Here is a 24,839-nt window from a genome sequence, read left to right on the forward strand (position 1 = left end):
TCGAGCAGCACCATTCTCCGCCGTGGAACGCCGAGCGGCCACCCGGTCTCGCCGAGGCATTCAGCCGAGGAACGTCGTCGGCACGGCGGGCTCGCCCGCGGACAGCTTCAGCCCTTCCCACGGCAGGCTCACCAAACCGCGCGCGACCAATGCGCGACTCTGCGCCAGCGTCGCGACATCGTCGACCACCTTGCCGTCGCGTACCAGCGGCACCTGAAGCTCGCGTACCTGAAAACCGTTGGTAGCCGGTGCTTCTCCGCCTTCTGGGTACACGATCTCCTCGACGATCGTGCCGGTGGCGCGGGCCAGCCGCACCGCCTTCTTGGTCCCCCCGCGCGACTGCTTGTGGCTCGACCGTTTGGCCACCGGAATGCCGTCGACCTCGACGAGCTTGTAGACCATGCCCGCGGTCGGGGCGCCGGAACCGGTGACCACCGACGTGCCGACGCCGTACACGTCGACCGGTTCGGCACGCAGCGCGGCGATCGCGTACTCGTCCAGGTCGCCGGAGACCACGATGCGTGTGCCGGTGGCGCCGAGTTCGTCGAGCTGGTCGCGGACCTGTCTGGCGAGGACGCCGAGGTCGCCGGAGTCGATGCGCACACCGCCCAGTTCGGGCCCGGCCACCTCGATGGCGGTCGCGACGCCCCGGGTGATGTCGAAGGTGTCGACCAGCAGCGTGGTGCCGATGCCGAGCGTGTCGATCTGGCTGCGGAACGCCGCGGCCTCGTGTTCGCCGTCGGCGCCGCTGTGCAGCAGGGTGAAGGCGTGGGCGCTGGTGCCCGCGCCGGGCACGCCGAAGCTGCGCACGGCCTCGAGATTGGAGGTCGCGTCGAATCCGGCCAGGTAAGCGGCGCGCGAACTCGACGGCGCGGCGAGCTCGTGGGTGCGCCGCGATCCCATCTCGATCATCCGCCGGCCCGCGGCCGCGCTCACCATCCGGGCGGCCGACGAGGCGATGGCGCTGTCGTGATTGAAGATCGACAGCGCGAGGGTCTCGAGCAGCACGCATTCGGCGAAACTGCCGCGCACGGTCAGGATCGGCGAACCGGGGAAGTACAGCTCGCCTTCGGCATAGCCGTCGATATCGCCGGTGAAGCGATACTCGCGCAACCAGTCGACGGTGGCGGAGTCGAGGAACTTCGCGACCACGGCCAGCTCGTCGGGGCCGAAGCGGAAGTGGGTCAGCGCGTCGAGCAGACGGCCGGTGCCGGCGACGACGCCGTAGCGGCGCCCGTTCGGCAACCGCCGGGCGAACACCTCGAAGGTGCACTGTCGCTGAGCCGAACCGTCGGCCAGCGCCGCGGCCAGCATGGTCAGCTCGTACTGGTCGGTCAGCAGCGCGGTGCTGGCGAACTCGTCACGGATCTGCACACCAGAAACTCTAGTCACCGCGGGTGTTGTTTCCTGCGGGCCTCGTCGTACCCTGGTTTTTATGGCCGTGTGCAATAACGTTCGGGCCGGCGCCGTCACCGACGCTGTGAACGCCGCACTGTCGGCACCGCAGGCGACACCGGAGACCACCGAATACACCGAGATCCTGGAGGCCGAGGACCGGCCCTGGGTCACCGTGGTCTGGGACGATCCGGTGAACCTCATGCACTACGTCACCTACATCTTCCAGAAGCTGTTCGGCTACAGCAAAGCCAAGGCGACCGAGTTGATGATGCAGGTGCACAACGAGGGCAAGGCGGTGGTGTCCTCCGGATCGCGCGACAAGATGGAGCAGGACGTGCGCAGGCTGCACGCCGCGGGGCTCTGGGCAACCATGCAGCGCGACTGACGACCTGAGTAACCTGGGCCCTGTGCGTAAGTGGAGCAGGAAGAACTCACTGAGTGGCCTCAAGCTTCGATCCGAAATGGACGAGCACGAGGCCACCGTCCTTCGCTCTCTGATCGGCGCGGTGTCCGGACTGCTCAGTGACCGCGCCGCCGACGCCCCCGAAGACGAACTCGCCGCGCTCACGGGCTTGCGCACGGGCAACTCCACCCCGCCCGACGATCCGCAACTGCTGCGTCTGCTGCCCGATTTCCACCGCGCCGAGCCCGGTTCTCCCGATGCCAAGCGCGCCGATCTCAACAGCGCGCTGCGCAGCCTGCACGAGCCGGAGATCATCGACGCGAAACTGGCCGCCGGGCAGACCGTCCTCGACAGCTGCCCGGAAGTGGGCGGCAAGATCGCGCTCACGCCCGAGCAGGCCGACGCGTGGCTGGCCGCGCTCACCGATGTCCGGCTCGCGCTGGGCACCCTGCTCGACATCGACGACGACACGCCCGACCATTTCGATCCGGAAGACCCGCGCGCCCCGCATCTGGACGTCTACCACTGGCTCACCTGGATGCAGGATTCACTACTGCAAGCGCTCGCGCCGTGAGCGCGACGACCGGAATCGCCGACGAAGGACGAGATGATGCGCAGCGGCCCCGGAGTACGCAACTCGATCACTGATGTCGCCGGGGTGCTGGTCGGGCATCACCAGGCACTCGACGCCGAAGTCACCCTCGGTACCGGCGCTGCGACGGGCTGCACGGTGGTGCGGGTCCCCGGCGGTGCGACGGCCTCGGTCGACGTACGCGGCGGCGGACCCGGCACCAGGGAAACCGACCTGCTCGATCCGGCCAACACCGTCCGCCAGCTCAATGCCGTGCTTCTCACCGGAGGTAGCGCGTACGGCCTCGCCGCCGCGGACGGGGTGATGCGCTGGTCGGAGGAACACCGCGAGGGCATTCCGATGGACCCGGCCGACCCGAGTCGCGTGGTCCCGATCGTGCCCGGCGCGGTGATCTTCGACCTGCCGGTCGGGGATTGGGGTATTCGGCCCGACCCCGACTTCGGTTATCGCGCGGCCGCGGCGGCGGCGACCGAGTTCGCCAGGGGCACCGCGGGCGCCGGTGTCGGTGCGCGGGCGGGCGCGATCAAGGGCGGAATCGGTTCGGCGAGTGTGGTTCTCGCGGACGGCCCCGGGGCTGGGGTGACCGTCGGCGCGGTGATCGTGGCCAATCCCGTCGGGTCGGTCGTCGATCCGCGCACCGGGTTGCCGTGGGGCGTCGGCACCGATGGACCCGACTTCTTCGGGCTGCGGCACGCGACACCGGACGAGATCGCCGCACTTGCCGCGCTACCTGCCAAGAGCATGGTGCTCAACACCACGATCGGCGTGATCGCCACCGATGCCGCCCTCGACCCGGCAGGTTGTCGACGGCTGGCCGCGACCGGGCACGACGGACTCGCCCGGGCGATCCGGCCCGTGCATTCCCCGCTCGACGGCGACACCCTGTTCGCGCTGTCCACCGGCGCCATCGAGGTCGCCCCGCTCGCGCTGCCGCCGGCGTTCCCCACGGACCTGCTGCTGCTCGACCAGTTGTGTACGGCCGCGGCGGTGGTTGTCGAGCGCGCCGTCGTCGACGCGGTGCTCGCCGCGACCTCGATCGCCGGTATCCCCGCCTACTACGATCTGTTTCCGCGCTGATCGGCGGCCTTGCCCACTGCCAGTGGTGCGGCTGCCTCGTGGCCCCGAACCGCCTGCTGACCAGCCCTTCGGCGACTTGCGGCGACGGCTGTGACGGCCCGGCCGGGACCGGAGTGCATACCCCGCGGAATACCCGAATAGGGTGAGTCGTTGTCGGGGAAGGTGCTCGACAGCGCGCACGCAGATTGTGGAAAGGGTCGATGAAGTGCTGGTGATCAGGGCCGATCTCGTTGACGCGATGGTGGCGCACGCTCGCGCCGACCACCCGGACGAGGCCTGCGGCATCATCGCCGGCCCCGAGGGCAGCGACCGGCCGGAACGCTTCGTCGCGATGGTCAACGCCGAACGCTCTCCCACCTTCTACCGGTTCGATTCCGGTGAGCAGCTGCGCGTGTGGCGCGCGATGGACGACGCCGACGAAGTGCCGGTCGTGATCTACCACTCGCACACCGCCACCGAGGCCTACCCGAGCCGCACCGACATCTCCTACGCCGCCGAACCGGACGCGCACTATGTGCTGGTCTCCACGCGCGACCCGCAGGAGCACGAACTGCGCAGCTACCGCATCGTCGACGGCGAGGTCACCGAAGAACCGGTGCGCATCGTCGATTCCTACTGAACCGTCCGAGAACAGTCACCACCCCCGAGGAGTCCCCATGCCGGTAACCGTGTCCATTCCGACCATCATGCGTGGTATCACCGGAGGTGAGAAGCGGGTGCAGGGCGAGGGCTCGACGCTGTCCGCGCTCATCGCCGATCTCGACGCGAACCACCCCGGGCTGGCCGAGAAGCTGCTGTCGGACGGCAAGCTGAACCGCTACGTCAACATCTACGTCGACGACGAGGACGTGCGCTTCTCCGGTGGGCTGGAAGCCGAGGTGCCCGCGGGCGCGTCGGTCACCATCCTGCCCGCCGTGGCCGGCGGCGCCTGACCCCGTGGCCCGCTACGAATCGCTGATCGCGACGCTCGGCAATACGCCGCTCGTCGGATTGCAGACACTGTCGCCCCAATGGGACGGCGACGATCATGTGCGGCTGTGGGCCAAGCTCGAGGACCGCAATCCCACGGGGTCGATCAAGGACCGGCCCGCGCTGCGGATGATCGAACAGGCCGAGGCCGACGGGCTGCTCACCCCCGGCTGCACGATTCTGGAGCCGACCAGCGGCAATACCGGGATCTCGCTGGCCATGGCGGCCAAGCTCAAGGGTTACCGGATCGTGTGCGTGATGCCGGAGAACACTTCGGTGGAGCGTCGGCAGCTGCTCACGATGTTCGGCGCCGAGATCATCGACTCGCCCGCGGCGGGTGGATCCAATCAAGCGGTGGCGATGGCCAAGCAGATCGCAGCGGAGAATCCGGACTGGGTGATGCTGTACCAGTACGGCAACCCGGCCAACGCGCTCGCGCACTACGAGAACACCGGGCCGGAACTGCTGGCCGACCTGCCGGAGATCACCCATTTCGTCGCGGGGCTCGGCACGACCGGAACGCTGATGGGCACCGGCCGGTTCCTGCGTGAGAATGTGCCCGATATCGAGATCGTGGCCGCTGAACCCCGCTACGGCGAACTGGTCTACGGCCTGCGCAATATCGACGAGGGATTCATCCCCGAGCTCTACGACGAGAAGGTGCTCACCACCCGGTTCTCGGTGGGCCCGTACGACGCCGTGAAACGGACTCGCGAACTGGTCGGCGAGGAGGGAATCTTCGCCGGAATCTCCACCGGGGCGATCCTGCACGCCGCGCTCGGCATCGCCAAGAAGGCGCAGAAGGCCGGGAAACGGGCCGATATCGCGTTCGTGGTCGCCGACGGCGGCTGGAAGTATCTGTCTACCGGGGCATACGACGGCACGCTGGACGAAGCCGAGGAGAAGCTGGACGGGCAACTCTGGGCCTGACGCGATGTGACCCGGCTTCGGTACGCTCTGGTCAACGGGCTGTTCGACGGTCCCTTGCCGGAGTGGAGGCGATGTCGGTGAGCGGTGGGGTGGGTGCCTCGTTCGATCCTGATCGGATCTCGGGGCTGCGCGGTAACGCGAGTTCGGGCATCGGCGCGTCGCGAGGCGGTTCGTGGATTCGGGCCGCGGTGGTGATTCTGGGCTTCGTGGGGTCGCTGTACGTGATCGAGGGCGTCGACATGGTGCTCTCCTACGATTCGCCACCCGGATCGGTCGGCGAACTCGACTCGGCGGGAATCGAGCCGCGCGAGGTATCCGGGCTCGACGGGATCCTGTGGGCGCCGCTGTTGCACGGCGGGTGGGACCACCTGTTCGCCAACACGCTGCCGTTGCTCGTGCTCGGTTTCCTCGTGCTGCTCTCCGGGATCGGGCGGGGGATCGCGGCCACGGCGATCATCTGGGTGATCGCGGGTGTCGGTACCTGGCTCACAGGGTCGGCGGGAAGTGTGCACGTGGGAGCGTCGTCGATCGTGTTCGGCTGGCTGACGTACCTGATCTGCCGCGGGTGGTTCGCGCGCAATGTGGGCCAGATCGTGGTGGGACTGGTGATCCTCGTGTTCTACGGCTCGATGCTGTGGGGCGTGCTGCCGAGCGACCCTCGAATTTCTTGGCAGGGACATCTTTTCGGGGCGGTGGGTGGAGTGCTCGCGGGCTGGGTACTCTCGTCAGATGAACGTCGACGCCGCCGTGGAGCATCGGTCGGCCGCGCACTACCAACGCGGTAACCGGGGATCCGGTCTGGAAATTGGGGGGATCCTGCATTGAGCACCAGCACGTCGTGGCAGCATGGGGGTATGCGCCTTACCGTCCTCGGGTGCTCGGGCAGCGTGTCCGGCCCGGACTCCCCAGCGTCGGGCTACCTGCTGACGGGCCCTGATATGCGGCCGACAGTCATCGACTTCGGTCCCGGTATTTTCGGCGCCCTGCAGAAGCATATGAACCCGGCCGATGTCGACATCTTCCTCACTCACCTGCACGCGGATCACTGCTTGGATCTGCCCGCACTGCTGGTGTGGCGTCGGTACCACCCGAATCCGCCGACCGGGAAGGCGCTCGTGCGCGGGCCGTCCGATTCCGCGCTGCGGATCGGCAACGCGTCCGCGGAGATCGGCGGCGAGACCGACGACTGGTCCGATGTGATCGACTCGCAGGCGTGGGTCGAGAACACCCCGATTCCGTTCGGGCCCGGTCACACGGTGGAAGCTCGGCGGATGTTCCACCCGCCGGAGTCCTATGGGCTGCGGATCACCGCGGCCGACGGTCGGGTCTTCGTCTACACCGGCGATACGGCGATGTGCGATGCGGTGGTCGACTTGGCGCAGGGTGCGGATGTGCTGATGGCCGAGGCGTCGTGGACCCACGATCCGGCGAATCGTCCTCCGGGGATTCACCTTTCGGGGACCGAGGCGGGCGAGATCGCTACTCGTGCGGGGGCCAAGGAATTGTTGCTCACCCACATTCCGCCGTGGACTTCGCGTGAGGATGTGATCGCGGAGGCCAAGGCGGCGTTCTCGGGGCCGGTGCACGCGGTATCGCCGGGGGAGTCGTTCGACGTTTAGGTCGGGATCGGGTGTTCGGTAGTCCCGGGACGGTTTGAGGCTGTGTTTTTGGCGCGCTGGCGCGCGCGTGTCCGCGGCCCTGAGGGGCATAATTTAAGAGCTCGAGACTCGCGCCTGCGGCGCATGCGCTTCGAGCGCTGACCGGCGACGACCCGGCCGCGGACCGGCCACTTCGTGGCCGTCCCTCCCTAAGGGTCGGGAGTGCGGTGGCTGGTGGTGCGGTCATGGCGGATCTGGGGTTGAACGGTGGGGCCGGCTAGTGCGGTAGGGCTGCGGACTTCGGGGTGCGCGGTGTCGCGGGGAGCGCGGTAGAGCTACGGACCTTGGGGTGTGCGGTGTCGCTGGTAGTGCGGTGTGGGTGCGGGCTTCGGGGGTTCGGTGTGGCTGGGCGTGGAGTGGGGGGCACGCGCTAGTGTGTCGGCTGTGTCTAGACGAGCTGATGGTAGGGCGGATGACGAACTCCGCGACGTGAAGATCACTCGGGGATTCACCACGCACCCGGCGGGGTCGGTGCTGGTGGAATTCGGGCAGACGCGGGTGATGTGCACCGCGAGCGTCACCGAGGGGGTGCCGCCGTGGCGCCGGGATTCGGGGCTGGGCTGGCTCACCGCGGAGTACGCGATGCTGCCCGCGGCCACGCACACGCGCAGTGGGCGGGAGTCGGTCAAGGGCAAGGTCGGTGGGCGGACGCAGGAGATCAGCAGGCTGATCGGGCGCTCGCTGCGGGCCTGCATCGACCTGGCCGCGCTCGGCGAGAACACGATCGCGCTCGACTGCGATGTGCTGCAGGCCGACGGTGGCACGCGCACCGCCGCGATCACCGGCGCCTATGTGGCGCTCTCGGACGCGGTGACCTATCTGGCCGCCGCGGGCAAACTGGCTGACCCGCAGCCGATTTCGTGCATGATCGCCGCGGTGAGCGTGGGTGTGGTCGATGGGCGTGTTCGCCTCGACCTGCCCTACGAGGAAGACTCGCGCGCCGAGGTCGACATGAACGTGGTGGCCACCGACACCGGAACACTGGTCGAGATCCAGGGCACCGGCGAGGGCGCGACGTTCCCGCGATCGACCCTGGACAAGATGCTCGACTCGGCCTTCGCCGGTGCCGAGCAGTTGTTCGCGATCCAGAAGGCGGCGCTGGCACTGCCGTACCCGGGCACCCTGCCCGAGCCGTCCGCGAAGAAGTAGTCGTGGCCGTGCGTGTGCTGGTCGCCAGCCGAAATGCGAAGAAGCTCAAGGAGCTTCGCCGGATCCTCGATGAAGCCGGGGTGGCCGGAATCGAATTGGTGAGCCTGAACGAGGTGCCCCCGTACGAGGAGGCGCCCGAGACCGGCGCCACCTTCGAGGAGAACGCGATCGCGAAGGCGCGTGACGGTGCCGTCGTCACCGGATTGCCCTGCGTGGCAGACGATTCCGGCATCGAAGTCGACGCGCTGAACGGGATGCCGGGTGTGCTGTCCGCTCGGTGGGCGGGCGGCCACGGCGACGATGCCGCGAACAACACCCTGCTGCTCGCCCAGCTGGGCGACGTCCCCGACGACCGTCGCGGCGGCCGCTTCGTCTCCACCTGCGCGCTGGTCCTGCCCGACGGCACGACCACGGTGGTGCGCGGGGAATGGCCCGGCACCATCGCCCGTGAACCTCACGGCGACGGCGGTTTCGGCTACGACCCGCTGTTCCTGCCCGAGGGCGGTACCGGCAGCGCCGCCGAACTCACCCCCGCCGAGAAGGACGCGGTCTCCCACCGAGGCCGCGCGCTCACCCAGCTCATCCCGGCCCTGGCCGCTCTGGCCTGACCGACTCCACAACACAAGCGCCGCCGCTCCGGATCACCGGGGCGGCGGCGCTTTTTGTGGGAGTCAGAGGCTGTACTGCTGCTTCACGTCTTTGGCGTTGCGGTGCTCGACGAAGAACGACAGCAGCGGGATGGTGCCCGCGATCAGAGTGCCGACGGTGCGGCCGATGGGCCAGCGGACCTTCACGGCGAGGTCGGCGGTGACCAGCAGGTAGGCGAAGTACACCCAGCCGTGCACGACCGCGATCCAGCTGGGGGTGTCGACGCCGAAGCCGTACTTGGCGATCATCTCGACGGTGAGCAGCAGCAGCCACAGGCCGGTGACCCAGGCGAGCACGCGGTAGCGCTGCAGGGCCGAGGTGATCTTGGCGATGGGGGCGCTGCCCGCGGGGGCGGCGGTGGCATCGTCGAGCGGCGGTGCGGTGGTGTTGTTGTCGGTCACCCGGCGTTCCTCTCGGGGGAGTGCAAGCCGGCGGTGCGGACCTGCGCATCGATGTCGCTGGCGTGCAGTTGCGCCAGGTACTGGTTGTAGGCGGCCGTTTCCGGGTCTTCGGACTTCGCGGCCTCGGGGCGTTCGGGCAGGATGCCCGCGGGGATCTCGCGCGGCGCCTCGGCCTTGCCCGGACGCGGCGGCGCGGGCTCCTCGGCCTCGCGTTCCAGCCGCACGAACCGCACATAGGCGAACACCGCGAACCCGGCGAACAGCGGCCACTGCAGTGCGTAGCCGAGATTCTGGCCGGTTCCCGACGACGATTCGAACCGCTCCCACTGCCACCAGGCCAACGCCAGACAGCCCAGTGCGGCGACACAGACCAGCGCGATCAGGGCCGGTCGATTGTGCGTCGGGCGCGAAGGTGGAACGGACACGCGCTCCACGGTACCCGCCTACTACAGAGCACGTAGGAGCAGGTCGCGGCCGGAGTCAACCGCGGAGTCAGGCGTCACAGCACCGTAGTCCGGGTGGCGCGCGAGCGCGAGGTCCCGGCCTGGAAGGTCTGGCGGTAGGCGGTGGGGGAGACGCCGATGGCGGTGGACAGGTGCTGGCGCAGCGAGGCGGCGGTGCCGAGGCCCGCGTCGGCGGCGACGCGGTCGATGGACAGGTCGGTGGCTTCGAGGAGGTGGCGGGCGTGGTCGACGCGTCGCTGGGTGAGCCACTGGCCGGGTGGGAGGCCGGTCTCCTCGCGGAAGCGGCGGCAGAAGGTGCGCACGCTCATGCGGGCGTGGGCGGCGAGTTCGGTGAGCGGCAGTGGGCGATCGAGGTGGGTCATGGCCCAGGCGCGGGTGGTGGCGGTCGTCGCGGTGCTGGGTTCGGGGATCGGTCGGTCGATGAACTGGGCCTGCCCACCTTCGCGCCACGGCGGCACGATGCACAGGCGGGCGACGTGATTGGCGACCGCGCTGCCGTGATCGCGGCGCAGCAGGTGCAGGCAGGCATCGATCCCGGCGGCGCTGCCCGCCGCGGTGAGGATGCGTCCCTCATCGACGAACAGCACATCGGCATCCATTCTGACCTGCGGGAACAGGGCGCGGAACCGGTCGGCTTGCCGCCAGTGCGTGGTCGCGGGGCGGTCGTTCAGCAAGCCGAGGGCAGCGAGTACGAACGCCGCGGTGCAGATCGACACGATGCGGGTATCCGGTCTGAGCCGACCCAGCGCGTCAGCCAGGTCGGCGGGCATCCACTCCTCCTCTGGGGCGTCACACGCGGAGAAGGGCGGGATCACCACGGTGTCGGCCTCGGCGAGCGCGCTGCTGTCGTATTCGACGGCGATGGTGAAGTCGGCGTTGGTCGACACCGGGGCCCCGTCGAGGCTGCAGGTGCGCACGTCGTAGAGCGCGGCGCCGTCGGGATCGGTCGCCGTGCCGAAGATCCGGGCGGGAATCCCCAATTCGAACGGATAGACCCCGTTCAGCGCCAGAACCACCACGCGATGCATGGCAAGATTCTTGCACATGTTGGCTTTCTTGCCACTCGTCGATGATTCGCGCACCCGGCATCGTGGACTTCACACGGCCGGTTCGCAGCGAAACGGCCTGGGAGACACAGGGAGACGCGCCATGCGGGCAATCGGTCAGGACACCTTCGGCGGACCCGAGGTCCTGCGTGTGATCGAGGTCGACAAGCCGAGCCCCGGACCGGCCGAAGTGCTGATCCGCGTACATGCGGCCGGGGTGAACCCGACCGATTCCTGGCACCGCGCCACCGGCGGGCTCCTCGGCGCGATCGCACCGCTGGGCTGGGATGTGTCCGGCGTGGTCGAGGCCGTCGGCGTCGGTGTCACCCTGTTCGCGCCGGGCGACGAGGTCTTCGGCATGCCGCGTCAGCCGCGTGCCGCGGGCGCCTACGCCGAGTACGTCACCGCACCGGCCCGCCACCTCGCGCGCAAGCCGTCGAATCTCACCCACGTCGAAGCCGCCGCGCTGCCGCTCGTCGCGCTCACCGCCTGGCAGGCGCTGGTCGACACCGCCGACGTGCGGCCCGGCCACCGGGTACTGATCCATGCCGCCGCGGGCGGGGTCGGGCACGTCGCGGTGCAGATCGCCAAGGCGCGCGGCGCGTACGTCGTCGCCACCGCGCGCGCCGACAATCACGACTTCGTCCGCGACCTCGGCGCCGATGAGGTGATCGATTACACCGCAACGGATTTCGTCGACGCGGCCGATGGCATCGACATCGTCGTCGACACCATCGGCGGCGAATACGGCCCGCGCTCGCTGCGAACCCTGCGGCCCGGCGGCATCATCGTGTCGCTGGCTTCCCCGGCGGAAGCGGCCCTGGTGGAGGTCGCCCGCCCGCTCGGCCTGCGGGCCGGGTTCATGATCGTCGAAGCCGACGGCGCGGGTCTGCGCGCTCTCGCGGATCTGGTCGAAAGCGGTGCGCTGCGACCGCACGTGGAAACCGTCCTGCCACTGGATCTCGTGAGCAAGGCCCACGAGATCAGCGACAATCAGCGCACCCGCGGCAAGATCGTGCTCACGGTCACGCAGTGAGGATGATCAGAACTTGTAGCTGATCCCGGTCATCTGCTCGGATTCCTCCCACAGTCTGCGCAGCAGCTCGGGATCGCGCGAGATCTTGCTCGACGGGCACGCCTCGACCGGTCCCTGCGACTGCATCAGCCGGTTGGGTCCCCAGTACACGGTGGGGTCGGCGTCCGGCTCGGTGGCCGCGAACAGGGTGGAGTGGGCGGCCTTGTGTGGGGGGTGGCCGATGAGCTTGATGAACGGCTTGCTGACCTTGTCGAGAGGGGTCTCGGTGCGGGCGAACAGGTCCGTGGCCGAGACCCCGGGGTGCACGGCGTAGGACTTCTTCGCCGACCCGGCCTCGGTGAGCCTGCGCTGCAGTTCACGGCCGAACATCAGGTTGGCGAGCTTGGCCTGGGCGTAGGCGAGATTGCGCTGGTAGCGGCGGTTCTCGTAGTTGAGGTCGTCGATCCACAGCTTCGGGGTCTGCTTGTGCGCGATGCTGGCGAGCGAGATCACCCGGTCGCGAACGCGGTCGAGCAGCAGTCCGGTGAGCGCGAAGTGGCCGAGGTGGTTGACGCCGAACTGCGTCTCGAACCCGTCGGCGGTGCGCGAGAACGGGATGTTCATCAGGCCCGCGTTGTTGATCAGCACATCGAATTCGCCCTGCTGCGCGGCGAATTCGCGTACAGAGGCCAGATCGGCCAGGTCGAGCGCGGCCACCCGCACGTCACCGGGGATGGCGTCGGCGATCGGCTGCGCTTTGCTCGCGTTGCGGCAGGCCATGATCACCGTGGCGCCCTTGCCTGCGAGCACCTTGGTGGTCTCGGCACCGAGGCCGCCGTTGGCCCCGGTGATCACGAACGTGCGCCCGGACTGGTCCGCGATGTCAGTTGGTTTCCATGCCATGCTCCTATCTTACTCTGGAGTAAGATAGGAGGGAAGGTCAGCCCAGCAATCCGGTCAGCGTACGGGTACAGGCGGGTTTACGCAGCTTGATCATGGCTTTCGCCTCGATCTGGCGCGCCCGTTCGCGGGAGAAGCCGAGCGCCGAACCCACCTCCTCCAGCGTGCGGCCCTCGCCGCGGTCGAGGCCGAAACGCAGTCGGATGACGGCGGATTCGCGCTCGGTGAGCCCCGCCAACGCCGCCTCCACGTAGCCCCCGAGCATCCGCGCCGCGACCACATCCGCCGGCGCGGGCGTGGTGTCGGGCAACAGTGAGCCCAGATCGGTGTCCTCGCCGACGGGCGCGTGCAGCGACACGGGCTCGGCTTCGTGCCGCAGCACCGCCGCTACCTGCGCGACGGTCAGGTCGGCGCCCGCGGCCAGTTCCTCGGTGGTGGCCGCGCGCCCCAGCTGATGCGCCAGCTCGCGCCGCACCCGGATCACCCGATGCAGGACATCGGCCACATTCGAGGGCAGCCGGATCGTGCGCCCCTGATCGGTGAGTGCGCGCCCGATCGACTGCCGGATCCAGAACGTCGCGTAGGTGGAGAGTTTGAGGCCGCGCTCGTGGTCGAACTTCTCTACCGCACGCATCAGCCCCAGCGTGCCCTCCTGGATCAGATCGAGCAGCGACATCCCGGTGTTGGTCGGGAACCGGCGCGCGATGGAGACGACCAGGCGCAGATTCGCCCGCACCATGTGATCTTTCGCGCGCAGTCCGTCGAGTTCGGTGCGGCGCAACAGTTCTCGTCGTGCGGCGGTGAGTTCGGTGCCGGCCGCATCGATCTCGGCACGCGCGGCCGCGCCCGCGGCGATCCGCGCACCGAGGGCGTATTCCTGTTCGGCGGTCAGCAGGGGCGTGCGCCCGATGGCGGTCAGGTAGTCGCGAATGGGGTCGGCGGTGACGGTGGTGGTCAAGAGAACTCCCGTTCGATGTGGGGCTGGTGACCGGTGGGGCGACGGCGCCCCACCGGTCGGGTTACGCGGGGATCGCAGTGACTACTTGCCGGGAATCCGGATCGGGCGGCGCACGGCCGTCGACCGGGTCTGCGCGCCGCGAATGGCCGAGCCGGTTCCACGTCGCCGGTGCGCCGGGAAAGACGCTTCGACGCGGCGGGCCGCCCGGGGTCGGCCGGGCAGGGGGAGGGGTTGCGGCGCGGTCATGATCTCGCGGACCGCGTCGTCGAGTGAACGTCGCATCGTCGTGAATCGGGCCATATCGGCTGCTCCTTCGGTGGTGGAACGGGTGTTGAGGGGCTCGGCGGCGATATCGGGTCCGTGCGGCATGCGCTGTCTCCTTCGATCGTGTCGCTTGCGGCGACGGACATAAACTTAGAACGAACCTAAAAATATGTCAAGAACAAATTTAGGACGAGTTCAGATATGCTGGTGACATGACGACGCAGCAGGGCCTCCGTGCCAGGAAGAAGCAGCAGACCAGGCAGCAGATCTCGGACCGGGCGACCGAGCTGTTCCTGGCTCGCGGATTCGATCAGGTGACCATCGCCGAGGTGGCCGCGGCCGCCGATGTCTCGAAGATGACGGTCACCAACTACTTCCCCCGCAAGGAAGACCTGGCGCTCGACCTCGGCGAGATCTACATCGAGCAACTCGCGTCGATCGTCCGGGAACGCGCGCCAGGCCAGTCGGCACTGGCCGCGCTGCGCCACGCTTGCCTGGCAGCCATAGCGGCGCAAGACCAGCTCATCGGCTTCAGCGGCGAGCCGTTCGCCAGGATGATCGCCGACAGTCCCGCGCTGACCGCGCGCGGGCGCGATCTACACGACGCCCGTCAGCTGGCATTGGCCGACGCACTCGCCGCCGAGACGGGTGCCGCGCCCGATGACATCACCCCGCGCGTTGCCGCGGCCCAGATCGCCGGCGTGCAGCGAGTGCTGTTCAACGAGATCATGCGCCGCACCCTCGAAGGCGAATCCAACGCCGAGATCGCCGCCGCGCTGACTCGCGATGCCGAGATCGCGTTCGACACGCTCGAACCCGGCCTGGGAAACTACGCCGTCCGCTGAGCGATCGGTGGCGATTGCTGCCGTGTCACTGAGCTCTCGCGCAGGGCCTGAAAGCCCATACTGAGGCATGCCGGATGGTGTTGCTGTGGACAAGCCCGTCGAGCCGATGAGTAAGGCGAAGATCAATATCGTCTTCGCGACGGTGGTGCTCGGCATGCTCATGGCCGCCCTCGACCAGACCATCGTGTCGGCGGCGCTGCCCTCGATCGTCGCCGACCTCGGCAGCGCCGGGCACATGGCCTGGGTGGTGACCGCATATCTGCTCGCCGAGGCCGTCGCGACCGTGCTCGCGGGCAAGCTCGGCGACCTGTTCGGCCGCAAACTGCTGTTCCAGATCAGCGGCATCATCTTCATCGCGGGCTCGGCGCTGGCCGGCGTCGCGGGCGGCATGGGCGTGCTGATCGTGGCGCGCGGAATCCAGGGCGTCGGCGCGGGCGGGCTGATGGTCACCTCGATGGCCCTGATCGCCGACACCATTCCGCTGCGTGAACGCGGCAAGTATCAGGGCGCCCTCGGCGCGGTGTTCGGCGTGACCACCGTCGTCGGGCCCACCCTGGGCGGGTTGTTCACCGACCACGCGAGCTGGCGCTGGTGTTTCTACGTGAATGTGCCGATCGCGATCATCATGGTGGTGATGGCGGCGCGCACCCTGCCGCACCTGCGCGCGGTGACCCGGCCGGTGATCGATTACCTCGGCATCGGCCTGATCGCGCTCGGTGTGTCGTCGCTGATCCTCGGACTCGAGTTCGGCGGTAGCGAATATCCGTGGGGCTCTTGGCAGATCATCGGTTTGTTCGTGCTCGCCGCCGTGCTGATCACCGGGTTCGTGCTGGTGGAGAACCGCGCGAAGGAGCCGATGCTGCCGATGCGGTTGTTCGGCAGCCGCGTGTTCACCGTGTCGTCGGTGCTCAGTTTCATCGTCGGTTTCGCGATGCTCGGCTCGATGACCTATCTGCCCGCCTATCTGCAATATGTCGACGGGGCGACGGCGACGATCTCCGGCGTCCGCACCCTGCCGCTGGTGGTCGGCCTGTTCGTCACCTCGGTCTTCTCCGGTCAGGTCGTCGGCAAGACCGGGCAGTACCGGTACTTCCCGGTCGTCGGCATGGCGGTGATGGCGGTCGGCCTCGCCCTGATGTCGACGATGGGCCGCGGCACCAGCGTGTGGCTGGAATCGTTGTACATGCTGATTCTGGGTGCCGGGCTGGGCCTGTCGATGCAGGTGCTCACCATCGTCGTGCAGAACACCGTGCCCTACGCCGATCTGGGCACCGCCACCTCGGGGGTCACCTTCTTCCGCACCCTGGGCAGCGCGTTCGGCACCGCGGTCTTCGGCACGCTCTACAACAACAAGAGCAAACCCGCGCTGGCGGAGGCGTTGCAGCAGGCCCCCGGCGTCTCACCGGAGGTGGCAGCGAACCCGAAACTGCTGCGTGAGCTACCGCTCGAGCAGTCCGCGCCGATCATCGACGCCTACGCGAATTCGATCGACTACGTGTTCCGCTGGGTTGTTCCGGTGGCGCTGGTCGGTTTCGCCGTCGCCTGGTTCCTGCCGCAGGTGCGGTTGCGTGACAGCGCTCGCCACGGCGCGGCCGACGTCGGTGAGGGTTTCTCGGTGCCCGATTCGCACGACCGGGTGGTGCAGCTGGAACGCTCGGTCGCCACGACGGTGCGCAAGGCCAGGGCGGAGAAACCGCTCATCCCCCAGCTCATCACGGCCTCGGGTAGCACGCTGAGCCCGGACTCGGTGTGGGCGCTGGGGCAGGTGTACCTGTACTCCAAGGAAGAGGTGCCCGCCACGGTGTATGCCATCGCCTACCGGCACCGGCTGCCGGTGGAGGTGCTGTCGCCGGTCTTTCGGCAGGCCGTCGATGCGGGTCTGCTGCACGACGACGGGGGCACCCTGTCGCTGACCGCCGACGGCGACAACGAGGTCGACAAGCTGCGCGCGGGCTGGCGCCGCTGGCTCGGCGACCGCCTCGACGACTGGAATTCCGAGGACCCGGTCGACCGCGCGCTGCTCGACGAGGCGCTGTCGAAGATCGCGGCCAAGCTGCTCGACCAGGGCGCTGATAGCAGCGAGGTATCGAAAGTCTGATTTCGGTTGTCCACTCCGCTGAACGAGCCTTGCCGCGGAATACTCGTGGACGTATATTCGTAGACGAGTAAGGAGGCAGTCATGGCGACCAAGCGCAAAGTGAACAACCTGCTGGCGCTCGCCGTGCTCTCGGTGATCGTGCAGCGCCCGATGCACCGCTACGAGATCGCCGCCACCCTGCGTGCCCACGGCAAAGACCGCGACATGGACATCAAATGGGGCTCGCTCTACACCGTCGTGCAGAACATGGAGAAGGCCGGATTCCTCGAGGTCATCGGCAGCGAACGCGACGGCGCGCGCCCCGAGCGGGTGATCTACCGGATCACCGACGCCGGTCGCGCCGAGATGGCGGACTGGACCCGCGAACTGCTCGCCGCACCCGAGCCCGAACACCACCGCTTCACCGCGGGTCTGTCGATTCTGGCGGTGCTGCCGCCGGATGAGGTGATCGTCCTGCTCGGCACGCGCATCGCGGCGCTGGAGCGAACCATCGAGACCACCAGGGCCGAGCTCGGCGCGCTGACGCTGCCCCGGTTGTTCGTCGTCGAATCCGAATTCGGCCTGGCGATGCTGGAAGCCGAGGCGAACTGGGCGCGTTCCCTGCGTGACGAACTGGCCGCGGGCACCTTCGAAGGCCTCGAACTCTGGCGGCAGTGGCATGCCGACGGCATGCCCACCGAACAGATCCCCGAACTCGGCGAGAGGGGGAACGGCTAGCTCGACCCCGAAGACCCGGACCCGGTGGCGTGCGGCAACACCCCACCGAGCCCGAGATACCGTCCCGCAACCAGGCGCACCCGGCCACGAGGTGAGGCAACCACAGGATAGCTGGGTGACGCCGACATCAGATCTGGAGATCACCCATGTCCACCACCCGTTCCGCATTGATCATCGGCGGCGGCATCGCCGGACCCGTCACCGCCACCGCCTTGCACAAGGCAGGCATCCAGGCCCACGTGCACGAGGCCTACTCCGGTCCCTCCGAGGGCATCGGCTCCGGGCTCGCGCTGGCGCCCAACGGTGTCGCGGCGCTCGACATCATCGGCGCCGGCGACGCGGTGCGCGAGATCGCCCTGCCGGTCGCGCAGATGCGGCTGCGCGTCAGCGGCCGCGAACACGTCGTGCCGGTGCTGGCCGACCAGCCCCCGCTGCAGGCCGTCGACCGCGGCGAATTGCACCGCACGCTGCACGATCACGCGGTCGCCGCGGGCGTGCCGTTCAGCTACGACAAGCGGCTGGTGAGCGTCGACGAACACCCCGACGGCGTCACCGCGCACTTCACCGACGGCTCCACCGCGACCGCCGACATCCTCGTCGGCACCGACGGAATCCGTTCCACCGTGCGGGGTCTGATCGATCCGGCCGCACCGGGACCCGACTACACCGGCATGCTCGGCTTCGGCGCCATGGTCGACTGCGACCTCGACCTGCCCGACGACACCATGGTGTTCGCCTTCGGCGCCAAGGCCTACTATCTGTACTGGAAGCATGCCGACGGCCGCGTGACGTGGGGCGCGAATCTTCCCAGCAAGCAGTACCTTTCGCTCACCGAAGCCCGCGCTGTCGCCGCCGAACACTGGCTCGAGGTGCTACGCGAGACCTACGCCGCCGACTCGCCCGGTGCCGAATTCGCCCGCCGCACCACGGCGCGGAACCTCGAGATCACCGGCGCCCTGCACATCATGCCGCCGGTGCCGCACTGGTATCGCGATCGCATGGTGCTGGTGGGCGACTCGGTGCACGCTCCGTCGAACAGCTCCGGACAGGGCGCGTCACTGGCGATCGAGAGCGGCGTGCAGCTGGCGCGGTGCCTGCGCGATATCGCCTCGCCCACCGAGGCTTTCGCTGTCTACGAGCAGTTGCGCCGGGCCAGGGTGGAGGGGGTCGCGGCGCGCGCGGCGAAGATCAACCACAGCAAGACACCGGGCCCGATCGCCCGCAAGGTGATGAACGCGGTGATGCCGCTCATGGTCAAAACGGTGATGAACCCGGAGAAGACGATGGGTACCGAACGTCGATACCGCATCGACTGGGACGCGCCGGTCCAGGATGAACTCGCCACTGCCGCAGGCTGATCCGTCCGCCCTCGGTTGCCGCGCTGCGGCGATCGAGGGCGCACCGGTACTTGCCCGACGGCGCGATCAGCGACGGGTCGCGCGCAGCGCGAGAATGCGCGCGGTCTCCGCGTCGGCGGGCAGGAACGCCTCGAGGTGGAGTTCGGCGAGGGTGACATCGGTGGCGGTCGCGAACGAGGTGAGTGTGGTGATCAGACGGAGGTCGCCGTCTGGGGTACGCAGGTGCAGGGGGACGGCGAAGCCGACGTGGTCGGGCCCTGGGCACGGAGCGGGGAGGTAGCCCGCCAGTTCGGCGATGAGCTGGTCGAGGGCTGGATCGGGCGTGTGGGCGGCGCGGTTTCGCAACGAATCCATGATGTGCCTGCCCCAGTCCGGCAGGTTGCGCACGCGCGGGGCGACGCCGTCGGGGTGCAGGGCCAACCGCAGGATGTTGATCGGCGCGACCAGCAGTTCCGGGGCCACGTCCTCGGTGAACAGGTCGAAGGCGGCATTGGCCGTGACGAGTTCGCCGCGCGGGCGAGCGACCAGCGCCGGATACGGCAGATGCCCGTCCAGCACGGCGGTGATCGCCGCACGAACGGGCGCCAATTCCGGTGCCGCCAGATCACTTTCGGGGAAAACGGGTGCGAACCCCGCGGCCAGTAGCAAGGTGTTGCGGTCGCGCAGGGACAGCTCGAGCGATTCGGCCAGCCGCACCACCATCGTGCGTCCCGGTTGCGATCTGCCCTGCTCGAGGAAGCTCAGATAGCGCTGGCTGGTCTCGGCCCGGATCGCCAGGTCGAGCTGGCTGACCCGGCGCAGGGTGCGCCAGTGACGCAGTTGGGGGCCGAATCCGGTCGATGGCGGGGCAGCGGTCATGAACTGAGTGAACCGCGTCGACGGCCGCCACCATTCCCGCCGGGAATCAGCCTCCGGCGCCACCTAGCAGAACCGATCGGTCGATGCGGCACCGATCCCGACGAGCACCTGCCCATACCCTCCGGGGAATCGCGCGATGACGCCGTCACCGACAGAGTTGTCCCATGCCTGACAGCGACATCCACCCTGATCACGCCGTCGCCTACCACCTCGACGGCGGTCTCACACGGTCCGCGCAGCAGCGGCCGGAACCGGGCCCGCACCAGGTCCTGATCCGGGTCCGCGCCGCGTCGGTGAACCGCCGCGACCTGATGCTGATGGACGGCACCTACCCGCTGCCCGCTACCGCGGGCATCATCCCGCTCTCCGATGGTGTCGGCGAGGTGATCGCGCTCGGCCCCGGGGTGACCCGTGCGGGAATCGGCGACCGGATCACCGCGAGTTACTTCGTCCACTGGGTCGACGGTCCGCAAACCCTCGCCACCGCCGCCGAACAGTACGGCGCGAACTACGACGGATTTCTCGCCACCTACGCGCTCATCGAAGAGGATTCGATCGTGCACGTGCCCGCCCATCTCACCGACGCGGAGGCGGCGACCCTGAGTTGCGCGGGCCTGGTGGCCTGGTCGGCGCTCACCACTCCCGGCCCGCCCGCACCCGGTGCGCGCGTGCTCACCGTCGGCAGCGGCGCGGTGGCGCTGTACGCGATCCAGTTCGCGAAAATCCTCGGCGCCGAGGTCATCTCGATCACCTCCAGCCAAGCGAAGGCAGACCGGTTGCGCGCGCTGGGCGCCGACGCGGTGATCGACCGCACCGTGACCCGGAACTGGGGTGACGCCGTGATGGACATGACCGGGACCGGTGCCGAGCACATCGTCGACGCGGTCGGCCTGCCCACGCTCGAACAATCGGTGCGCGCGGGCGCGTACAACTCGACGGTGACGATGGTCGGCGCGATGGCGCCCGCCCCGGGAACCACACTGCCGGACAACCCGTTCGGCTCCTCCTACCTGGCCATCCGGCGCATCGCGGTCGGCAGCCGCGCCGGTTTCGAGGCGATGAACCGTGCGATCACCGAGCACCGCCTGCGCCCGGTGATCGACCGCGAATTCGCGGTCGACAAGGCCGCCGACGCCTACGACTACCTGCGGTCGGGTGCCTCGTTCGGCAAGGTGGTGATCGTGGTGGGTTGAGGGCACAGCCCGCGGGTGAAGGCGGTGACGCACAGGACGAGCCACAGCAACCCGATGATCCAGCCCGCGAGCACGTCGGTGGTCCAGTGGACGCCCAGATAGATGCGCGACAACCCGACGGCGACGGGAAAGACGATCGCGAACACGGTGGCGCTCACCCGGACCCAGTGCCTGCGCAGACGGGGGATCACCGCGATCGCCACGATGCCGACCACCACCGTGGAACCGAGCGTGTGGCCCGACGGATACGACAGGCTCGGTTCGAAGACCAGCCGGGACGCCTCGGGCGGTCGATGACGCCCGACGAGGCGTTTGATCACCCACACCAGCACGCCCGCCCCCAGCGAGGTGATCGCGACCAGGGCGGCCACCGGCAGATTGCGGCGCAGCGCGAACCAGCCGACGGTGACCACCGCCAGAATCGTCATCGACAGTGTGTCGCCCAGGTCGGTGATCACCGTGGCGATGTCGGTGAGCGCTTCGCCGCGGTGCGCGATCATCCAGTCGAGTACCGCGGTGTCCATCGCGCTGACGCCGCTGGTGACCTGCCAGGTGAGGGCGGTGATCAGCACCGCCGCGGTCACGATCATGGCCACCAGGATCGGCGTCCGGCGGCAGAGCGAGGTCCAGGCGACCTCGGTGGGCGGTGGTTGTCGATAGGCAGTCGGCATAGCTACCAGATTGCCAGCTCGCGCCTCAGGCTTCGAAGACCACCGTGTTTCCCGCGACGTCGCGGGTGCCCGCGTCCTTCTTGATCGCCTTCACCAGGTCGGCGACGCAGTCCCAGGTGCGCGGCGGCTCGCCCTCGATATTGCCGATCGTGTACCAGGTATCGGTGCCGCGATAGCGGACGAGGCCCTTGCCCGCGTCGTCGAGCATGACATCGAGCTCGCCGGACACCGTCCCTTCCTCTTCGGTCATGACGGCGCTCTCGGCGGTGATCTCGATGGGCTCGCTTATTTGAACTCTCCTCGGCGGAGGCAGTCATCGACTGCGGTGCGCAACGCGGTGTGCTCTGCGGTGTCAACGGTCAAGGCGTATTTTACCTTCACCTTGACGTAATGCTCGACATAGGCGCACCGGAAGTTCCCGGGCGGCAAGTAGTTCGCGGGGTCCTGATCGCCCTTGGAACGGTTCGCCGACGGGTCGGCGGCGACCAGGTTCATCGAGTCGTTGGCGATGCGGCGGCGGGTGTCCTCGTCGCGGTCGGCCGCGCCCGATCGCCATGCTTCGGCAAGGGCCACAATGTGTTCGGCGTCGACCTTGGACGGGTCGGTGATGAACTTGTACGGCCCGAGCTGCCCGGTCTTCTTGTCGATGAAGCCGTAGTGGTCCTGCCAGCCGCCACCGGCCGCCACCTTCAGGTCGCAGGTCTTGGCGTCGAGGGTGACCTTGCCGTTGGCGTCGCGCAGCATCATCACTTCGCGGCTGGTGCATTTCGTGTACTGCGCCAGGTCGCCGGTGAAGCCGTGCTCGGGCTTGTTGGTGTCCCAGTGCGGGAACTTCTCGCGCGTGTAGCCCGTCATCGGGCCTTCCTTCGCGACGACGAGAGTGGCGACCAGATCGCCGACTTCCTTGCCCGACACCGTCGCCGCGCCCGCGGAACCCGGACCGGGCGCGGTCGGACTCACCTTGTCCAGGAACGTGTTCGCGAGGGTGACCACCACGGCGATAACCGCCGCCGCGGCTAGGGCGAGCAGGGCTCGACCCAGGGGAGAACCGCTGATCGAAGACCACTTCATGCCCGTACCACCCAGATGCTCCGTCGAAAAATGAACCGGCACAACCTAACGGCCGCGCCGGGTGTCGTCAGTGATTGTCCGCTATGAGGTTCCGCACAGCACAGCGTGAACTGATTGCGGCTCAATAGCGTTCATCTATCGACGGAGGTGACCGTCGGCGCCGAGGCGCAAACCGATGGTGACGTAGATCACAATCGATCAGTCGGGTAGTGATCCCGATTCGGGCGGAATGCCGGTGTCCAGGAAGCGGATCAGGCGTGCGATGCGGGCGGCATGGTCGACGCAGCGCTGAAATTGGCTGCCGAGCAACGCCATATCGATCGCGGCTTCGGTGCTCACGTCGGCTTCGGTGAGGGCGGTGCGCAATTGCTTGCACAGCGTCTCCATCGCCTCGACATCGGAGCCGTCACCGGCCGCGAACCGCCCGCTCGCCACCGACGCGCTCACCCGCGCCACGCACCCGGCCGCGAGCGTGCCCATCGACACGAGTTCGGCGATCACCGGTGCGGGCGCGACCGCGGCCGGATGAGCCCGATAGACGTACTGCCCAGCGGTTTCGGTGCGCCGGCCGATCCGCGACAGCTCACCGGCGACCTGAATCGCGGTCACCACGTGACGCAGATCGCGCGCCACCGGCGCCTGCAACGCGAGCAGCGCCATGGTGCGGGATTCGCAGGCGGCGAACATCAGCTGTAGTTGCTCGTCGAGCGCGAACACCTCGTAGGTGGCCGCGAGGTCGGCGCCGGCCAGCGCCTGGGTAACCCGCTCGGTCGCGTCATGGGCGACGCGCGACATCAGGGTGAGGTCGTTGGCCAAAGCGACGAGCTCGAGGGTGAACTGGGTCCGCACGCGCTGAATTGTTCCCCATCGAGGGGGCGTGAGTGAATCCATCGCCGAGATCCGTGCGGTGACGATTCCGGGTGTGCCCGGCCGTAGCTGGAAGGATGGGGGTCATGATTGCCGCGTTGACGACTAAATGGACCCTGTACGTGCCCATCCTCGCCGCGCTCGTGCTCGTACTCAGCTGGGGGCGTTCCGTACCGGGATTGATCGTCGCGCTGGTGAGTGTCGCGCTGGTCGGCGCGGTGCTCTCGGCGGTCTATCACGCGGAAATCGTGGCCCACCGGGTCGGTGAACCCTATGGCTCGCTGGTCCTCGCGGTGGCGGTGACCGTGATCGAGGTGGCACTGATCGTCACGATGATGATCTCCGGCGGCGACAAGGCGGCCTCGCTCGCTCGCGACACCGTGTTCGCCGCGGTGATGATCACCTGCAACGGCATCTTCGGGTTGGTGCTGCTGGTCGGCGCGCTGCGCAGGCGGGTGGCGGTGTTCAACGCCGAAGGCACCGGCGCGGCGCTGGCCACCGTCGCGACCCTGGCCACGCTGAGTCTGGTGTTGCCGACCTTCACCACCAGCGCGCCGGGCCCGGAGTTCTCGCCCGCGCAGCTCGCCTTCGCCGCGGTCGCGTCGCTGGCGCTCTACGGGCTGTTCGTGATGGTGCAGACGGTGCGCCACCCCGACGACTTCCTCCCGGTGGAGGACGGCGGCGCGGTCGACGACAGCGACACCCACAGCCACGCGCCGTCCAACAAGGTCGCGCTGATCAGCCTCGGGATGCTGGTACTCGCCCTGGTGTGCGTGGTCGGCCTGGCCAAGGTGGTTTCGCCCGCGCTCGAATCGGCGGTGGCCTCGGCCGGATTGCCGCAGTCGGCGGTGGGTGTGGTGATCGCGATGCTGGTGCTGTTGCCCGAGACGATCGCCGCGGTGAACTCCGCGCGCCGCAATCAGGTGCAGATCGGTTTGAACCTGGCACTCGGCTCGGCGATGGCCAGTATCGGTCTGACCATCCCGGTGATCGCGATCGCGACCATCTGGTTGAGCGGGCCGCTGGTGCTGGGTCTGGGCGCCACGCAGATGGTGCTGCTCGCACTGACCGTCGTGGTGAGCACGCTGACGATCGTTCCCGGCCGCGCGACCCTGCTGCACAGTGGTGTTCACCTGGCGTTGTTCGCGGCGTTCGTGTTCCTGGCCGCAAGTCCGTAGCTGGGGTGTTGCGGATCACATGGTGGGTCGACCTGTCATGGAAACCGCGGAAAAGCGACCAGGGTCACCCACTGGAAATTTTGTTGTGACGCAGAGTACCGGTTAGCTTGC

Annotated in this window: 29 protein-coding genes; 17 read left to right on the plus strand and 12 right to left on the minus strand. The window is 68.3% G+C overall.

Going from position 1 to position 24,839, the window contains the following annotated elements; translation table 11 throughout:
- Positions 1-60: 60 nt before the first annotated feature.
- Positions 61-1,374: a nicotinate phosphoribosyltransferase gene (locus ACFTS5_RS32870; RefSeq protein ID WP_378638898.1), complete on the minus strand. Its 1,314-nt coding sequence runs from the start codon at positions 1,372-1,374 to the stop codon at positions 61-63.
- Between the two features lie 61 nt (positions 1,375-1,435).
- On the opposite strand from ACFTS5_RS32870, the gene clpS reads away from it, so the two are divergent.
- The 10 genes from clpS to rdgB all read left to right on the plus strand — a co-directional run bounded on the left by clpS (position 1,436) and on the right by rdgB (position 8,784).
- Positions 1,436-1,783, plus strand: a complete 348-nt coding sequence (clpS, locus tag ACFTS5_RS32875; protein WP_101464172.1) for an ATP-dependent Clp protease adapter ClpS — start codon at positions 1,436-1,438, stop codon at positions 1,781-1,783.
- A gap of 22 nt (positions 1,784-1,805) precedes the next feature.
- Positions 1,806-2,375 (plus strand): DUF2017 domain-containing protein, encoded by a 570-nt coding sequence (locus ACFTS5_RS32880; RefSeq protein WP_378638901.1) that lies wholly within the window; start codon positions 1,806-1,808, stop codon positions 2,373-2,375.
- 33 nt (positions 2,376-2,408) lie between these two features.
- Positions 2,409-3,470, plus strand: a complete 1,062-nt coding sequence (locus tag ACFTS5_RS32885) for a P1 family peptidase (RefSeq protein WP_378638904.1) — start codon at positions 2,409-2,411, stop codon at positions 3,468-3,470.
- A 205-nt stretch (positions 3,471-3,675) separates the two neighbouring features.
- Entirely contained in the window at positions 3,676-4,089 is a 414-nt protein-coding gene (locus ACFTS5_RS32890) for a M67 family metallopeptidase (protein WP_358071628.1), read from the plus strand.
- A 37-nt stretch (positions 4,090-4,126) separates the two neighbouring features.
- Positions 4,127-4,402, plus strand: coding sequence for a MoaD/ThiS family protein (locus tag ACFTS5_RS32895; protein ID WP_101464168.1), 276 nt, complete (start codon positions 4,127-4,129; stop codon positions 4,400-4,402).
- Positions 4,403-4,406: 4 nt separating this feature from the next.
- Positions 4,407-5,369 carry a PLP-dependent cysteine synthase family protein gene (locus tag ACFTS5_RS32900; RefSeq protein ID WP_378638908.1) on the plus strand — a complete coding sequence of 321 codons (963 nt, stop codon included), beginning with the start codon at positions 4,407-4,409 and terminating at the stop codon, positions 5,367-5,369.
- Positions 5,370-5,440: 71 nt separating this feature from the next.
- A complete protein-coding gene (locus tag ACFTS5_RS32905; protein ID WP_378638911.1) occupies positions 5,441-6,154 on the plus strand; it encodes a rhomboid family intramembrane serine protease in 714 nt (237 codons plus the stop codon).
- Between the two features lie 69 nt (positions 6,155-6,223).
- The gene (locus ACFTS5_RS32910) at positions 6,224-6,988 is read left to right on the plus strand and encodes a cyclic nucleotide-degrading phosphodiesterase (RefSeq protein ID WP_378638913.1); all 765 of its coding nucleotides are present in this window, start codon (positions 6,224-6,226) and stop codon (positions 6,986-6,988) included.
- Between the two features lie 423 nt (positions 6,989-7,411).
- Entirely contained in the window at positions 7,412-8,176 is a 765-nt protein-coding gene (gene rph / locus ACFTS5_RS32915) for a ribonuclease PH (protein ID WP_378638916.1), read from the plus strand.
- Between the two features lie 2 nt (positions 8,177-8,178).
- Positions 8,179-8,784 (plus strand): RdgB/HAM1 family non-canonical purine NTP pyrophosphatase, encoded by a 606-nt coding sequence (rdgB, locus tag ACFTS5_RS32920; RefSeq protein ID WP_378638919.1) that lies wholly within the window; start codon positions 8,179-8,181, stop codon positions 8,782-8,784.
- 63 nt (positions 8,785-8,847) lie between these two features.
- Here rdgB and ACFTS5_RS32925 read toward each other — a convergent pair whose 3' ends face one another.
- The 3 genes from ACFTS5_RS32925 to ACFTS5_RS32935 form a co-directional block, all read right to left on the minus strand.
- Positions 8,848-9,225, minus strand: a complete 378-nt coding sequence (locus ACFTS5_RS32925) for a DUF3817 domain-containing protein (protein ID WP_378638921.1) — start codon at positions 9,223-9,225, stop codon at positions 8,848-8,850.
- The gene (locus tag ACFTS5_RS32930; protein ID WP_378638924.1) at positions 9,222-9,650 is read right to left on the minus strand and encodes a transcriptional regulator; all 429 of its coding nucleotides are present in this window, start codon (positions 9,648-9,650) and stop codon (positions 9,222-9,224) included. Before ACFTS5_RS32930 ends, ACFTS5_RS32925 begins: the two co-directional genes overlap by 4 nt.
- Positions 9,651-9,724: 74 nt before the next feature.
- Complete coding sequence (locus tag ACFTS5_RS32935) at positions 9,725-10,735, minus strand: GlxA family transcriptional regulator (protein ID WP_378638927.1); 1,011 nt, start codon at positions 10,733-10,735, stop codon at positions 9,725-9,727.
- 103 nt (positions 10,736-10,838) lie between these two features.
- Here ACFTS5_RS32935 and ACFTS5_RS32940 point away from each other — a divergent pair, with 103 nt between their 5' ends.
- Entirely contained in the window at positions 10,839-11,771 is a 933-nt protein-coding gene (locus ACFTS5_RS32940; protein ID WP_378638929.1) for an NADP-dependent oxidoreductase, read from the plus strand.
- Positions 11,772-11,777: 6 nt separating this feature from the next.
- Here ACFTS5_RS32940 and ACFTS5_RS32945 read toward each other — a convergent pair whose 3' ends face one another.
- From ACFTS5_RS32945 to ACFTS5_RS32955, 3 genes are all read right to left on the minus strand, one after another.
- Positions 11,778-12,653: an oxidoreductase gene (locus ACFTS5_RS32945; protein ID WP_378638932.1), complete on the minus strand. Its 876-nt coding sequence runs from the start codon at positions 12,651-12,653 to the stop codon at positions 11,778-11,780.
- Between the two features lie 37 nt (positions 12,654-12,690).
- The gene (locus ACFTS5_RS32950) at positions 12,691-13,608 is read right to left on the minus strand and encodes an RNA polymerase sigma factor RpoD/SigA (RefSeq protein ID WP_378638935.1); all 918 of its coding nucleotides are present in this window, start codon (positions 13,606-13,608) and stop codon (positions 12,691-12,693) included.
- Positions 13,609-13,689: 81 nt separating this feature from the next.
- On the minus strand, positions 13,690-13,977 hold the full coding sequence (locus ACFTS5_RS32955) for a hypothetical protein (protein ID WP_378638938.1): 288 nt from the start codon (positions 13,975-13,977) through the stop codon (positions 13,690-13,692).
- Positions 13,978-14,084: 107 nt separating this feature from the next.
- On the opposite strand from ACFTS5_RS32955, the gene ACFTS5_RS32960 reads away from it, so the two are divergent.
- The 4 genes from ACFTS5_RS32960 to ACFTS5_RS32975 all read left to right on the plus strand — a co-directional run bounded on the left by ACFTS5_RS32960 (position 14,085) and on the right by ACFTS5_RS32975 (position 18,890).
- Complete coding sequence (locus tag ACFTS5_RS32960; protein WP_378638940.1) at positions 14,085-14,717, plus strand: TetR/AcrR family transcriptional regulator; 633 nt, start codon at positions 14,085-14,087, stop codon at positions 14,715-14,717.
- Positions 14,718-14,823: 106 nt separating this feature from the next.
- Complete coding sequence (locus ACFTS5_RS32965; RefSeq protein ID WP_378639008.1) at positions 14,824-16,815, plus strand: MDR family MFS transporter; 1,992 nt, start codon at positions 14,824-14,826, stop codon at positions 16,813-16,815.
- Positions 16,816-16,896: 81 nt separating this feature from the next.
- The gene (locus tag ACFTS5_RS32970; RefSeq protein WP_378638942.1) at positions 16,897-17,532 is read left to right on the plus strand and encodes a PadR family transcriptional regulator; all 636 of its coding nucleotides are present in this window, start codon (positions 16,897-16,899) and stop codon (positions 17,530-17,532) included.
- 146 nt (positions 17,533-17,678) lie between these two features.
- Positions 17,679-18,890 (plus strand): FAD-dependent oxidoreductase, encoded by a 1,212-nt coding sequence (locus ACFTS5_RS32975; RefSeq protein ID WP_378638945.1) that lies wholly within the window; start codon positions 17,679-17,681, stop codon positions 18,888-18,890.
- A gap of 66 nt (positions 18,891-18,956) precedes the next feature.
- On the opposite strand, the gene ACFTS5_RS32980 is transcribed toward ACFTS5_RS32975, so the two are convergent.
- Positions 18,957-19,748, minus strand: a complete 792-nt coding sequence (locus ACFTS5_RS32980) for a helix-turn-helix domain-containing protein (RefSeq protein WP_378638948.1) — start codon at positions 19,746-19,748, stop codon at positions 18,957-18,959.
- 164 nt (positions 19,749-19,912) lie between these two features.
- On the opposite strand from ACFTS5_RS32980, the gene ACFTS5_RS32985 reads away from it, so the two are divergent.
- The gene (locus ACFTS5_RS32985) at positions 19,913-20,941 is read left to right on the plus strand and encodes an NAD(P)-dependent alcohol dehydrogenase (protein WP_378638951.1); all 1,029 of its coding nucleotides are present in this window, start codon (positions 19,913-19,915) and stop codon (positions 20,939-20,941) included.
- Here ACFTS5_RS32985 and ACFTS5_RS32990 read toward each other — a convergent pair.
- From ACFTS5_RS32990 to ACFTS5_RS33005, 4 genes are all read right to left on the minus strand, one after another.
- On the minus strand, positions 20,890-21,612 hold the full coding sequence (locus ACFTS5_RS32990) for a phosphatase PAP2 family protein (protein WP_378638954.1): 723 nt from the start codon (positions 21,610-21,612) through the stop codon (positions 20,890-20,892). The genes ACFTS5_RS32985 and ACFTS5_RS32990 overlap by 52 nt on opposite strands.
- A 25-nt stretch (positions 21,613-21,637) precedes the next feature.
- The gene (locus ACFTS5_RS32995) at positions 21,638-21,862 is read right to left on the minus strand and encodes a hypothetical protein (protein ID WP_378638957.1); all 225 of its coding nucleotides are present in this window, start codon (positions 21,860-21,862) and stop codon (positions 21,638-21,640) included.
- A 35-nt stretch (positions 21,863-21,897) separates the two neighbouring features.
- Complete coding sequence (locus tag ACFTS5_RS33000) at positions 21,898-22,683, minus strand: HNH endonuclease family protein (RefSeq protein ID WP_378638960.1); 786 nt, start codon at positions 22,681-22,683, stop codon at positions 21,898-21,900.
- A gap of 198 nt (positions 22,684-22,881) precedes the next feature.
- Positions 22,882-23,532, minus strand: a complete 651-nt coding sequence (locus tag ACFTS5_RS33005; RefSeq protein WP_378638963.1) for a phosphate uptake regulator PhoU — start codon at positions 23,530-23,532, stop codon at positions 22,882-22,884.
- Positions 23,533-23,636: 104 nt separating this feature from the next.
- Here ACFTS5_RS33005 and ACFTS5_RS33010 point away from each other — a divergent pair, with 104 nt between their 5' ends.
- A complete protein-coding gene (locus ACFTS5_RS33010; protein ID WP_378638966.1) occupies positions 23,637-24,728 on the plus strand; it encodes a calcium:proton antiporter in 1,092 nt (363 codons plus the stop codon).
- Positions 24,729-24,839: the final 111 nt, after the last annotated feature.

The sequence above is a fragment of the Nocardia sp. NPDC056952 genome (assembly GCF_042674185.1).
In the GTDB taxonomy this organism is placed as follows: Bacteria; Actinomycetota; Actinomycetes; order Mycobacteriales; family Mycobacteriaceae; genus Nocardia.

Bases quoted from the DNA above. Each gene is read 5' to 3' on its own strand.
- ACFTS5_RS32990 (WP_378638954.1), bottom strand. From the start codon at position 21,612: ATGCCGACTGCCTATCGACAACCACCGCCCACCGAGGTCGCCTGGACC.
- ACFTS5_RS32895 (WP_101464168.1), top strand. From the start codon at position 4,127: ATGCCGGTAACCGTGTCCATTCCGACCATCATGCGTGGTATCACCGGA.
- ACFTS5_RS32960 (WP_378638940.1), top strand. From the start codon at position 14,085: ATGACGACGCAGCAGGGCCTCCGTGCCAGGAAGAAGCAGCAGACCAGG.
- ACFTS5_RS32955 (WP_378638938.1), bottom strand. From the start codon at position 13,977: ATGCCGCACGGACCCGATATCGCCGCCGAGCCCCTCAACACCCGTTCC.
- ACFTS5_RS32985 (WP_378638951.1), top strand. From the start codon at position 19,913: ATGCCTGACAGCGACATCCACCCTGATCACGCCGTCGCCTACCACCTC.
- ACFTS5_RS32910 (WP_378638913.1), top strand. From the start codon at position 6,224: ATGCGCCTTACCGTCCTCGGGTGCTCGGGCAGCGTGTCCGGCCCGGAC.
- ACFTS5_RS32995 (WP_378638957.1), bottom strand. From the start codon at position 21,862: ATGACCGAAGAGGAAGGGACGGTGTCCGGCGAGCTCGATGTCATGCTC.
- ACFTS5_RS33000 (WP_378638960.1), bottom strand. From the start codon at position 22,683: ATGAAGTGGTCTTCGATCAGCGGTTCTCCCCTGGGTCGAGCCCTGCTC.
- ACFTS5_RS33010 (WP_378638966.1), top strand. From the start codon at position 23,637: ATGATTGCCGCGTTGACGACTAAATGGACCCTGTACGTGCCCATCCTC.
- ACFTS5_RS32965 (WP_378639008.1), top strand. From the start codon at position 14,824: ATGAGTAAGGCGAAGATCAATATCGTCTTCGCGACGGTGGTGCTCGGC.
- ACFTS5_RS32970 (WP_378638942.1), top strand. From the start codon at position 16,897: ATGGCGACCAAGCGCAAAGTGAACAACCTGCTGGCGCTCGCCGTGCTC.
- ACFTS5_RS32980 (WP_378638948.1), bottom strand. From the start codon at position 19,748: ATGACCGCTGCCCCGCCATCGACCGGATTCGGCCCCCAACTGCGTCAC.
- clpS (WP_101464172.1), top strand. From the start codon at position 1,436: ATGGCCGTGTGCAATAACGTTCGGGCCGGCGCCGTCACCGACGCTGTG.
- ACFTS5_RS32940 (WP_378638929.1), top strand. From the start codon at position 10,839: ATGCGGGCAATCGGTCAGGACACCTTCGGCGGACCCGAGGTCCTGCGT.
- ACFTS5_RS32905 (WP_378638911.1), top strand. From the start codon at position 5,441: ATGTCGGTGAGCGGTGGGGTGGGTGCCTCGTTCGATCCTGATCGGATC.
- ACFTS5_RS32935 (WP_378638927.1), bottom strand. From the start codon at position 10,735: ATGTGCAAGAATCTTGCCATGCATCGCGTGGTGGTTCTGGCGCTGAAC.
- ACFTS5_RS32975 (WP_378638945.1), top strand. From the start codon at position 17,679: ATGTCCACCACCCGTTCCGCATTGATCATCGGCGGCGGCATCGCCGGA.
- ACFTS5_RS32945 (WP_378638932.1), bottom strand. From the start codon at position 12,653: ATGGCATGGAAACCAACTGACATCGCGGACCAGTCCGGGCGCACGTTC.
- ACFTS5_RS32885 (WP_378638904.1), top strand. From the start codon at position 2,409: ATGATGCGCAGCGGCCCCGGAGTACGCAACTCGATCACTGATGTCGCC.